Consider the following 11,701-nt stretch of genomic DNA (forward strand, 5'->3'; position numbering starts at 1 on the left):
TGCCGCGCCGTATCAGAATAGGGTTAACACAGCCTTTGGGATTTGGGATCGGTGAAGAACAGAGCGAGTCAACCGACGCTGGCGAACAGTCCATGTGCCGTCCTTGCCTGGAACCGAATAGATGTTCGCAGAGAAACGCGGTGGCGTCAGGTCCCGCATACCACAGCCCGTACCGTTTTATTGATTTCTGAAGGTCCTGGAGGCGGGCGGCGGGGACCTGCAGCGGGGGCGGGCGGCCAGATCCGTCAGAATGCGTCTTTTCGTGAGACCGCGATCGCAGAGTGCGCTTTTCCGTAAGGTGACGCTACGTTTGCCCAGGTGAGAAAAAGCGCATTCTACGGAAAAGCGCATTCTGGCTGCGGGCCCTCACGGAAAAGCGCATTCTGTACCCGGTGACTCACGGAAAGGCGCATTCTGGCTGCGGGCCCTCACGGAAAGACGCATTCTGTCCTGATCGACTCACGGAAAGACGCATTCTGCGATTTCCAGATCGCGCAGAATGCGCTTTTCCGTTACGTCGCGGCGCCCGGGAGGTGTGGGGCAGCCCCCCCGCCAGGCTGCGGGGCACTATGGAGAATGTCTCAACTGGGCAAATGCGCTCGAGCAACCCCCCCGCCAGGCTGCGGGGCGGGTTGCGCCAGGGTCCGCAAATCTCGGTTCGGAGTCTGGCCTCACGGAAAAGCGCACTCTGTACCCGGCGGCTCACGGAAAGGCGCATTCTGGCTGCAGGCCCTCACGGAACTGAGAGGCATGCCCGCACCATCTATGCCCCTACGGACTCCTACGGGCTAATGGAGGCGATCTCATCTCCGACCTGCACGTTTCCGGACTCGAGCAGCTCCACGTTTTCCAGCTCGCTCGAATTGGTGACGATGAGCATGACCTGACCTGCCGCCGCCTTGGGCACCAGGGTCGGGTCCCATGAGATGAGGGGCACCCCGCGACGGGCGGAGTCGTTCTGCCACACATGCTGCCTGAATCCCCTGCCATCAGACCTCTCGGCACCTGCCCCGACGACCACGAGCAGCTCTATCCCATCCTGGGTGAGCAGGCCCACCGCGTTAAACGAGGGCAGCTGCGCGGTGACACGGCAGGCCGCAGGCGTATAGAGGGTATTGCCCGAGGGCACGATGACGATGCCCCTGCCGCTCTGCCCGCTCGCGAAGATGGGATCCTGCGACTGGTCGAGCGGCAGCACCTTCCCGTCCACAGGCGCATAGAGGTGACCGAGCTCCTCCTCAGGAACCAACAGGTCAACATAGTCGTGATCGTGAAACGAACGGTCCCGCTGGCTCGCATCAATGCGTGCGACAAGATCGTGCGTCTTGTCCTTCATGTAGTAGAGGTCTGCGATGACCTTCTCCGGATGCTCGTAGGCGTTCACGTAGAAGCGCACGTTCGACTCCGTGTCGGGAATCTCCCTGTGCAGAAGCTCGGTGCTCGACACGAGGGCCTCCTCGGGTGATATGCGGTAGCGTGGGGGAATGCGCTTGAGCAGCAACGCTCTCACCTGACTGACCTCAGACTCCCTGACGCCGCAGCTCAGAAGGAAGGACCGGACGTCACCATGCCGCTCGACGATACGGTCATACGCCGTGGAGGCCGTCTTGATCCGCACAGCGAGATCGGGTCGCACCGCGCCTAGGCCCTCAGCGCCGCCTGATCCTCCAAAGACCACGGCGTTCACCTCGGCAACGTAGCCGAACGAATAGGCGTAGTCAGCGATGATCTGACGACGCTCCGCCCCTGCAAGGCCAAGAAGCAGCAGGGAGAGGAGCCCCGTGCGGTCACTTCCCGCCCCGCAGTGGAAGAGGGTACACGACCCCCTGGGCGCATGGGCCAGAAAGGTGAAGATGTCCCTGATGGCGGCGCGGTTGCCCAACATCTGAAAGATGCCCTCGGTAAGGTAGCCACCAGGGTCTCCGTCCCTACCCAGGCCCGCACCCGTGATGTCATAGTCAAAGAGGGGGACATTGAGGTACTCGACACGAATGAGCGAGGTAAGTCGCTCGGGGCTTCGCTCGACCTCGTCGGTACCCCTGAGGTCCAACACCCTGCGAACCCCATAGTTATAGAGCTCGCGCGCATCAGCCTTATCGACCTGCGCGGTCGTACCGGAGCGAATGAACCTGCCATAGCGGGTCTTTCCGTGTGCGGTGGGAAAGCCGCCCAGCTCCCTGATATTGATGCCCGTCGCGATCCTGATTGTGCCGTCGCCAAAGCCCTTCCGTGCGCCTTGCAGCGTTCCCAAAAAGCCAAAGAGCCCCATGTGGACCATCTCCAACCGCTCCTAGAAAAACACGCCCGTGGAAGTGGAGCCACCCCCTATGATACAGCTTGACGACCTCGTCCACGCGCAGCCGCCACGAGGAGGGCGCAGCGCAATCGTGCGGGAACCCAAAGACAGCACCGGGAGGAAACCATGGGAACATGGACGCTAGAGGAGCTCTGCCAGCTGGTTGACCACACCAACCTCAGGCCCGACGCAACCGCCGCAGACATGCAGAGGCTCTGTGATGAGGCTGCAAGCCACCACTTTCGCATGGTGGCCATCGAGCCGTGCCAGGTGGTGCGCTGCGCGCGCCTGCTTAGAGGTACGGGCGTTCACGTTGGCGCCGCCATCGGCTTTCCCCTTGGCCAGACGACTGTCGCCACCAAGGTCTTCGAGACAAGAGAGGCCCTTGAGAACGGTGCGGATGAGATCGACTACGTTGTGAACCGCAGCGAGCTCAAGGATGGGAAGTGGAAACAGGTCGAGGACGAGATGAGCGCCATCGTCAGCGTCTGCAAAGAGGCACGCGCCCTCTCCAAGGTCATCTTCGAGACACGTGAGCTCTCGAGCGAGGAGATCATCCGGCTCTGCAAGATCGCCTCACGGGTCCGTCCCGACTTCGTGAAGACCTCCACGGGCTTCTCTCCCAAGGGCGGTGCCACCGTCAGGGACGTGAGGCTCATGTGCGAACACGTGGGAGAGGGCGTGCAGGTCAAGGCTGCAGGTGGCATTCGTGACGCCGACAGCTTCCTCGCCATGGTCGCAGCCGGCGCGCGACGCATCGGCTGCACGGCAAGCATCCCTATCGTCGAGGAGCTGCGCCGGCGCATGGACGCGAGAGGCATCCCTGCGCTGGAGCTTGAGCCGAGCGAGGGCACCACGACAGACCAGGCCTAAGGTTACGCGTGACCTGTCGCCTCGACCCTTGAGGCCATAACGTGAGACTGTGAAGCGTGTGTCTGTGTGCACGGCCTACCGCCCTGCAGACGTGCCTCACACGCTAAAATATCCAGCGATTATCTGGTTTCGCGACGGGAGGACAGGCATGGCGATTACCCCTGAAGAGGTAGCCGAGACCCTCTCCATGGTCTCCCAGCAGAACCTTGACCTGCGTACCCTCACCATGGGCATCTCACTTCATGGCTGCGCGTGCGAGGACATGGGACAGATGTGCACCAAGGTCTACGACCATGTCACGAAGGTGGCCGAGCACCTCGTCCCTGTAGCCGCAGAGCTCGAGCGCGAGTACGGCATCCCCATCGCCAACAGGCGCGTCTCGGTGACGCCCGTGGCACAGATTGCCGCCGCCTGCCCCGACGCCGACCTCACGCCACTCGCCCATGCCATGGACCGTGCGGCAGAGACCCTCGGCATCGACTTCATGGGCGGCTTCTCCGCACTCGTGCAGAAGGGTATGGGAGTCACGGACCGCCACCTCATCGACTCAATTCCCGAGGCGCTCGCAGGCACCCGGCGCGTCTGCTCGAGCGTCAACGTGGCCAGCCTGCGAGCCGGCATCAACATGGACGCCGTGCTCCTGATGGCGCGCACGGTGCTCAAGGCCGCTAGGCTCACGAGGGACAGTAACTGCTACGGTGCCGCCAAGCTCGTCGTATTCTCAAACATGGTCGAGGACTCGCCCTTCATGGCAGGGGCGATCCATGGCTCGGGCGAGGGCGACGCTGTCATCAACGTGGGCGTCTCGGGACCGGGCGTCATGGCGGCGGCACTCCAGGAGCTACCCGCCTCCGCCGACCTCATGGAGGTCGCAGAGAGGATCAAGCAGACCGCCTTCAAGATCACCCGAGCGGGCGAACTCATGAGCCGCGAGGCGGCCCGACGCCTGGGCGTGGACAAGGGCATCGTGGACCTCTCGCTCGCCCCCACCCCCGCAGCGGGCGATTCCGTGGCACAGATCTTGGAGATAATGGGCGTCGGCGAGTGCGGAGGGCCTGGCACCACCTGCGCCTTGGCACTCCTCAATGACGCCGTCAAGAAGGGCGGCGTCATGGCAAGCTCCAGCGTGGGAGGTCTCTCGGGTGCATTCATTCCCGTCTCGGAGGACGCTGGCATGATACATGCGGCCACGAGCGGGGCACTTTGCCTCGAGAAGCTTGAGGCCATGACCTCCGTGTGCTCGGTGGGTCTCGACATGATAGCCATACCCGGCGACACCCCCGTCGAGGCCATCGCGGGCATCATCGCAGACGAGATGGCCATCGGCGTCATCAACGCGAAGACCACGGCCGTACGGCTGATACCGGCTGTTGGCCACACCGAAGGCGACGTGCTGGAGTTTGGCGGGCTCTTTGGCTCAGCACCGGTCATGCCCGTGAACCGGTTTGCCGGATCCGTGTTCGCCCACCGCGGCGGGCGCTTTCCTGCCCCACTCAACTCGCTCAAGAACTAGGACCGGCAAGGCGATATGACGCACGCGAACACAAGCGATAGGAACAGGGCGCGACGACGCGGGCAGCCGGATGGACGAAGGCGTCCCAGGCGCCCGAGAGACCCGGGTGGGCAGGCATCTGGCATCTTCTGGGACCGCGTCTCTCGCCTCGTCCTCGCACTGCGCCGTCGCCTACGCCGCCCCTCTCGCCGCGACGGGGGCGATACGCACAGGCCGGCGGCATCGCCTCTTGCACGACGGTGGCGGCGGCTGCCTTGGCAGCTGAGGGCGCTCTGTTTTGCCGTCGTGATCGCGATCTGTGTTGGCGGCCTCGTCGGCCTCCTGCAAGGCCGTGCGGGATCTGGCGGGATACAGGGCGGACAGGCCGGCCAGGCAGGGGAAGGTCCTCAGGCCGAGCTCACGGACAGCCTAAGCGCCACGGTGGGATACTCGACCCTGCGTGCCACCAGCTCGACGCGCAACCTCGCGCAAGGAGACCTCACAGACATCGAGCGAGCGCTCGCACGCCTCAGGGCGGAGGGCATCAACGCGAGCATCGATCTCGAGACGATCGACGGGAGCCTTACCCTCAGCTATCGCGAAACCGCAGGCTACTACAGCGCGAGCTGCATCAAGGGACTCTATGCGGTTGCCCTCTACCAGAGAAGGATCGACACGGGAAAAGTGCCCCTCTCGTCCGTACAGCAAACCGTCGAGCAGATGATCGAAAACTCGGACAACAGCGCTTACATGAGCCTCTGGCTCCGGTACAGGAATAACTTCCTTGGCGCGTGGCTCAATGACAACAATGTGAGTCTAGGCATCTACGACACGCGCGAAGACTACCTTAAGAAACCCTATCCCACGAGTACGCCCGAGCAGTTGAGGCAGGCCTGGAGGAGCATGTACGCCTACCTCACGAGCAACGAGGGAAACAGCGCCTCACTGGCCACATTTTTTCAGGAGCGCTCCGTAAGTCCCATCAAAGACGTCCTCGAGGCCAAGGGAGAGTCAAATGTTACGAGCATGTCAAAGGCCGGCTGGTGTCCCAAGAACGAGGGCAGCGATGACGAGCCCGCATCCAACGACGCTGGCGTGGTCATCCGCTCCCACGACGAGGGAAAATCCTATGTCGTAGCTATCATGTCGGACGCCTCCTCCGACCTTGACGCACTAAAGCCCCTGATCAAAGCTGTGGATGACTTCGTGTGTAACCGCCACGGACCGTCTGCTTGAGAGATTGTGACAAGGACGTACGACCGTGACAGCCTGACGTCACGAAGGTATAGAGAAGTGAACGCATGAACAGAGAAAGGACGGCCCATGGCACAGGGCGTCGGCAAGCATAGCATCCCACAGCCAGAGCGACACACGGGACGCATCGTAGCGACTATCGCCTGCATACTCGTGCTCGCACTGGGACTGGGCGTGGCCTGGGCCCTCTCGCAGGGGCTCATCGGGCGCACGGCCCCGACCGAGGATGACCGGACAACGACCACGAGCACTCCCCCGCCTGAGTCCGAAACGGGCAAGGACACGGGAGGCGGCGAGACCGAGCCCTTGGCCGACGGCGAGCCGACGGACACGCCCGAGAACAATCAAAAGCGGACCGTGGAGCTGCCGGCGGTGTTGCGTGACGTCTCGTCCGACATCGAGCTCTCGAACACAAAGGAGGGCTTTAGCTCCTCTGCAGGCTACGCCCAACTCACCCAGGCGGTTGGTGGCTTTGAGGACGAGGGCCATCAGCTGAGCTTCTACCTCAAGGACCTCACGACAGGGGCCACCGTCAGCTACCAGGCGGACGAGTCCTACTACCCCGCAAGCAGCATCAAGGGACCGTACGTCGTCGCGGTCTATGAGACGCTCGTTGACACAGGCAGGACGAGGGCCTCGTCAGTCGCGGGGCTTGCCGAGTCGGCGATCGTCAACTCTGATAACAACGCCTTCAGTAAACTTCACGATACCTATGGTGCATCGGTCTTCGGGACCTGGCTCCAGAGCTTTGGTTTTGATACCAGTGGCTACGGGGGGAGCCACTCCTACCGCGCATACTACTACCCCTATACTTCAGCCACACAGCTGGCCGAAATGTGGGAGCACATGTACGAGTATCTCTCATCAGGCACAGACAGCGCTGACTACCTCGTCTCGCTCTTCGAACAGCGAGAGGTCTCCCCCATCGCGGACGCCGTGGGAAGCAAGTACAAGAGCTGGGGTAAGGCGGGCTGGTACGCCAGCAAGAAGGGGCAGGGGACCAGGCCCGCAACCGTCGATGCGGGCATCGTCTTCGCCGATTCGAAGCCCTACCTCGTCGTGGCCATGAGCGACGCACCAAGCGAGCTCGAAGCGCTCACCACGGTATTCGTGGGTCTCGAGGACGCCCACAGGGACATGGCATAGCGGCTGGGTACCGTAGCGGCTAGAGGCACAGGGGTCGGGCGACACAAGTATGCCGTAGCACACCGCCGATGCCGCACGAGGGGGACACGTGACAGACAGCCCCGACACGTCAGCCCAAGAAGCGCAGCTCCGGCTCCAGACGCACGCCAAACTGACGCTCGACCTCATCCTGCACGTGTCTGATGACGGCGTGGACGTCGGCGGCCGTAGCACCGCCGTTGTTGACGACGAAGCCCGCATGCTTGGTCGAGACGCTCGCGCCTCCGTGCGCGTAGCCCTTGAGGCCCGCATCGCTAATGAGCTTGCCCGCAAAGTGACCCTCAGGGCGCTTGAAGGTAGACCCCGCGCTCGGAAGCTCCAGGGGCTGCTTCTTCCGGCGACGCTGCGTGAAGTCATCCATCCTGGCACGTATGTCATCCTGATCACCCTCGTGCAGCCTGAAGGTCGCCGAGAGCACCACGAGTCCCTCGTCGCGCACGCGGCTCGCTCGATAGCCCAGCGCGAGCTCTTCGACCGGAAGGCTCTGCTGGGTCCCGTCCGGCATGAGGCAGCGAACAGACTCGAGCACGTCGGCGACGCAGCCCCCATAGGCCCCCGCGTTCATGAAGCAGGCGCCACCCACCGATCCCGGTATCCCGCAGGCAAACTCCAGCCCAGAGAGCCCAAGCTCGCAGGCCATCTCGGATGCCTCTCGCAAGGGCACACCCGCCTGGCAAGCCATCGTCTCGCCATCGATCGCCACGTTCACAAGCCCCTTCGTGCATGACACGATCACACCTCGGTAGCCCTCGTCCGCCACGAGCAGATCGCTCCCACAGCCTAGGACGAAGTGCGGCACGCCCGCAGCCCTGCAGGCAGCGATGACATCCCTCAGCTCGTCGATGTCATCGGGCGTCACAAAGAGATCGGCGGGACCGCCGATCCGAAAGCTCGTGTGCTTGCTCATGGGCTCGTCCAAGGCAACGTTATCATCGCCTACGATGCTGCGAAGCCTCCAGGTCAGATCCTGCAAGTGATCGTCCGAATCCATCGTGCTCTGGGGCATGCTCTGGTCATCTCCTTCTGTGGGCCTTTGGACGACGCGCCCTCAGGCGACGCATCGCCCCTGTAGTCTAGCACGCATGGCAAAAAACTCTGTCGTGGCTGTCCGCGCAGCGGGCGACGTGCTATAGTCGTGTTCCAGTTTCAGGGCGGGGTGAGATTCCCCACTGGCGGTAGGTGCGCGCAAAAAGTCCCGCACGAGTCCGCGAGCCGCACAAGAACTGCGGTTGACCTGGTGGGATTCCAGGACCAACGGTTATAGTCCGGATGAGAGAAACGGAAGGCCACCATGGCACAGAACCCTCGCGTCACTAGGCACGATAGCCACTCGACAACCGACCAGGCACACGGCTGGTCCACGAAGCGAATCTCCATAACGGCGCTCTTCTGCGCACTGTCGGCCATCGCGACGCTCTTCATGGAGTTTCCCATCCTGCCGGGCGTGCCTTGGCTCAAGTACGACCCCTCGGGCATCGTCGCCCTCGTGGCGGGTTTCTCCTTTGGCCCCGCGACTGGTGTGGTCGTCTCGACCATGCCCTACCTCGTGCACCTTACCACCCCCAGTGGCGCGTACGGGGTCCTCATGGCCATGCTCGCCACACTCTCGCTCGTCGTACCCGCGTCGCTCGTCTACAGGCGTGACACCACGCGAAGGGGCGCTGTCATCGGTATGGTCGTTGGCGGAGTCATCTGCGTCGCCATCTGCATCGCGGGCAACCTTGTCATCACGCCCCTCTTCTCCCCCACGATGACCCTGGACAAGGTCATCGGACTCATCGTTCCGGCGCTGCTGCCCTTCAATGTCATCAAGATCGTCCTCAACTGCGTGCTCACCGGCCTCATCTACAAGCCGATCAGCAAGGCGTTCGGTAACTAGGCCGCAGATGGCGATCTTGACTGTAACAGGCGGAGCGGCAGGGACGCAGCTCATGGCGCACGTGTCGCACGTCACCCTCCTCTACGACGGCAACATCCAAGCGCTGGACGACGTCTCTCTCGACGTGCGCCGCGGCGAGAGGCTCTGCATCCTCGGGCCCAACGGTTCGGGCAAGTCGACCTTGGCCGGCGTGCTCGCAGGATTGCTCGCGCCGGACGAGGGGGAGGTCGAGCTCGCGGGCGAGCAGGTCTTCTCGAGCGGCCAGGTGGACTTCGAGGCCTACCATCGCGCCCGCAGGAGCCTTGGCCTCGTGTTCCAAAACCCCGACGACCAGCTCGTGACCTCTATTGTCGAGGAGGACGTGGCCTTTGGCCCCGAGAACCTCGGCGTCCCCTCAAACGAGATCGGTGAGCGCGTGAGGCGCGAGCTGCACCGTGTCGCGATGGAAGGCTACGCCAAGGCCGATCCCACGCGCCTCTCGGGAGGTCAGAAGCAGCGCGTCGCCATCGCGGGGGCGCTCGCCATGGAGCCGCAGCTGCTGGTGCTCGACGAGCCGGGGGCACTCCTGGACGTGCGGGGCCGCAGGTCAATCCTCAAGGTGATGGGCAGGCTCAAGACAGACGGCAGGGCCATTGTCCACATCACCCACTTCATGGAGGAGGCCCTCGAGGCCGACCGAGTCATCGTGATGCGGCGCGGTCGCATCGCGCTTGAGGGAACGCCACAGGAGGTCTTCTCGCACGCGGACGAGATCCAGGCGCTGGGCCTTCGCGAGCCATGGACGGCACGTCTTGCCGGACGCCTGCGTGAGCTGGGCGTCGGTGTTGGCTGGACCTGCGACGCCGAGCGGCTCGAGGGGGAGCTCGCCCGCGTCGCGCAGAGACACACACGATCACGTTCGACCACAACCACAGCCGAGAACCAACGAACATGTCACGCGAAGGTCCACTCGGACCTCGCCGTCAGCGTGCACGAGGTCAGCTACTCGTATCACAGCGTCGACGCCCGCAACGACACGCACCCCGCGCTCAATGGCGTCAGCCTCGAGGTTAAGCGGGCCACCAACACCGTCATCATCGGCCAGACCGGCTCGGGCAAGTCAACGCTGCTACGCCTGCTCTGTGCCCTGGAACTGCCCGACGTCGGCCGCATCGTCGTGGACGGCACCGACACCCGCGACAGGAAGGGGCGCCGTGCGCTCCATGGTCACGTGGGCTATGTGATGCAGCACCCCGAGAGGCAGCTCTTCGCCGAGACGGTCGCCGAGGACGTCGCATTTGGTCCCAAAAACCTGCATCTGCCAAAAGACGAGGTCACAAGACGCTGCAGGCGTGCGCTCAAGCTCGTCGGACTTCTCGGCCTAGAAGAGGCGTCGCCCTTCGAGCTCTCCGGCGGGCAGCAGCGCATGTGCGCCATCGCGGGCATTCTGGCCATGCAGCCGAACATCCTGATCTTAGACGAGCCGACCGCAGGCCTCGATCCGCGCAGGAGAGGGGACCTCTCCCGCATCCTCAGAGTGCTCCAGCGCAGCGGTGTCACGATCGTGCAGGTCACGCACTCACGCGAGATCGCGGTGCGCGCCGACGAGGTCATCGTCCTCGACCAGTCCCGCGTGATGACGCACGGCACTCCCAGGGAGGTCTTCTCGTACCGAAACGAGACCCTGTTACACGAGTCTGGCCTGGGCCTTCCCACCTCCCTGGACTGGGCACGACGCCTGCGCGCAGCTGGCGTCGCCTGCGCAGAGGCGCCACTCACGCTGGAGGAACTCGCACAATCTATCGCTGCAGGCATCGAGGGGCGCGTGCCGACCCCAAGGGCACAGGCAATCCCTGCGCCCACGTCCGAAAAGGCGCCGTGCTGATGGCGCTTCGCCTGAGCATAGGGCAGTACCTGCCTGGCGCCTCCCTAATCCACCGGCTTGACCCCCGCGTCAAGGTAGCCGGCGCGCTCGTCCTCATGGTAAGCGTGTTCTTTATCACAGGCCCGGTCCAGCTCGCCTTTGGCTATGCCTGCATCCTTGGCCTGCTCGCCCTCGCGCGCGTACCCGTAGCCAAGGTGGTCGAGTCCATCCGCCCCATCGCCGTGGTGCTGCTGGTACTGGCGGCGTTCAACTTCTTTCTCACCAGGACGGGGGAGACGATCTGGCAGACAGGACCCCTCCTCGTCACCACGGATGGGATGCGCGTCGCCACCATCTATAGCCTCAGGCTCGTCATCGCGGTGCTCGCAGCAGCGCTCATACTACTCACGACGACGCCCACCCAGCTCACAGACGCCTTCGACGCGTGCCTCTCACCCCTCTCGAGGGTGGGGCTTCCCGGCCACGAGCTTGCGATGGTCTTCTCGCTCATGCTGCGCTTCATACCCACGATCGCAGACGAGGCACAGGCCATCCTAGACGCCCAGGCCATGCGCGGGGCACCCCTCGGCGAGGGCTCGCTCGTCAGACGCTGTAGGGCCGTGGCACCCATCCTGATAGCGCTTCTGGCAAGCTCGGTCCACCACGCCAACGGCCTCTCCCGCGCGCTCGACGCCCGCTGCTACGAGGGTGGGGCCGTCCGCAGCCACTGGCATCCGCTGCGCATGCGCTCCGCAGACTGGGTGGCGCTCGCGACGCTCATCGCCTACGTCGCAGTGCTGCTGGCCCTTGGCGCCGTCGCGTAGGCTGCCGGCGCGCAGGGGCGGAGGCGCGCGGGGGCGGTGGCGCGCAGGGGCGCCG

At 63.9% G+C, this 11,701-nt stretch carries 9 protein-coding genes and 1 riboswitch; of the genes, 7 read left to right on the top strand and 2 right to left on the bottom strand.

What is annotated here, in order from left to right:
• Positions 1-781: 781 nt before the first annotated feature.
• Positions 782-2,278 (bottom strand): tyrosine-protein phosphatase, encoded by a 1,497-nt coding sequence (locus ADJ70_RS09835; protein ID WP_050341027.1) that lies wholly within the window; start codon positions 2,276-2,278, stop codon positions 782-784.
• Positions 2,279-2,422: 144 nt separating this feature from the next.
• Here ADJ70_RS09835 and deoC point away from each other — a divergent pair, with 144 nt between their 5' ends.
• The 4 genes from deoC to ADJ70_RS09855 all read left to right on the top strand — a co-directional run bounded on the left by deoC (position 2,423) and on the right by ADJ70_RS09855 (position 7,061).
• Positions 2,423-3,169: a deoxyribose-phosphate aldolase gene (deoC, locus tag ADJ70_RS09840; RefSeq protein WP_050341029.1), complete on the top strand. Its 747-nt coding sequence runs from the start codon at positions 2,423-2,425 to the stop codon at positions 3,167-3,169.
• A gap of 148 nt (positions 3,170-3,317) precedes the next feature.
• A complete protein-coding gene (locus ADJ70_RS09845) occupies positions 3,318-4,682 on the top strand; it encodes a PFL family protein (protein ID WP_050341031.1) in 1,365 nt (454 codons plus the stop codon).
• A gap of 15 nt (positions 4,683-4,697) precedes the next feature.
• Positions 4,698-5,897: a serine hydrolase gene (locus tag ADJ70_RS09850; RefSeq protein WP_050341033.1), complete on the top strand. Its 1,200-nt coding sequence runs from the start codon at positions 4,698-4,700 to the stop codon at positions 5,895-5,897.
• Between the two features lie 87 nt (positions 5,898-5,984).
• On the top strand, positions 5,985-7,061 hold the full coding sequence (locus ADJ70_RS09855) for a serine hydrolase (protein WP_050341035.1): 1,077 nt from the start codon (positions 5,985-5,987) through the stop codon (positions 7,059-7,061).
• Positions 7,062-7,170: 109 nt separating this feature from the next.
• Here ADJ70_RS09855 and murB read toward each other — a convergent pair whose 3' ends face one another.
• Positions 7,171-8,106, bottom strand: coding sequence for a UDP-N-acetylmuramate dehydrogenase (murB, locus tag ADJ70_RS09860; protein WP_253273170.1), 936 nt, complete (start codon positions 8,104-8,106; stop codon positions 7,171-7,173).
• 132 nt (positions 8,107-8,238) lie between these two features.
• Positions 8,239-8,385, top strand: a riboswitch (FMN riboswitch).
• Between the two features lie 6 nt (positions 8,386-8,391).
• Between murB and ADJ70_RS09865 the strand changes: the two genes are divergently transcribed.
• From ADJ70_RS09865 to ADJ70_RS09875, 3 genes are read left to right on the top strand one after another with little or no spacing between them, the layout of a single operon-like run.
• Positions 8,392-8,979 (top strand): ECF transporter S component, encoded by a 588-nt coding sequence (locus ADJ70_RS09865; protein ID WP_050341037.1) that lies wholly within the window; start codon positions 8,392-8,394, stop codon positions 8,977-8,979.
• Positions 8,980-9,031: 52 nt separating this feature from the next.
• Positions 9,032-10,843 carry an ABC transporter ATP-binding protein gene (locus ADJ70_RS09870; RefSeq protein ID WP_253273171.1) on the top strand — a complete coding sequence of 604 codons (1,812 nt, stop codon included), beginning with the start codon at positions 9,032-9,034 and terminating at the stop codon, positions 10,841-10,843.
• A complete protein-coding gene (locus tag ADJ70_RS09875; RefSeq protein WP_050341039.1) occupies positions 10,843-11,646 on the top strand; it encodes an energy-coupling factor transporter transmembrane protein EcfT in 804 nt (267 codons plus the stop codon). The genes ADJ70_RS09870 and ADJ70_RS09875 overlap by 1 nt, the downstream gene beginning before the upstream one ends.
• Positions 11,647-11,701 lie beyond the last annotated feature (55 nt).

Origin of the sequence: Olsenella sp. oral taxon 807, assembly GCF_001189515.2 — a bacterium.
Lineage (GTDB): Bacteria > Actinomycetota > Coriobacteriia > Coriobacteriales > Atopobiaceae > Olsenella_F.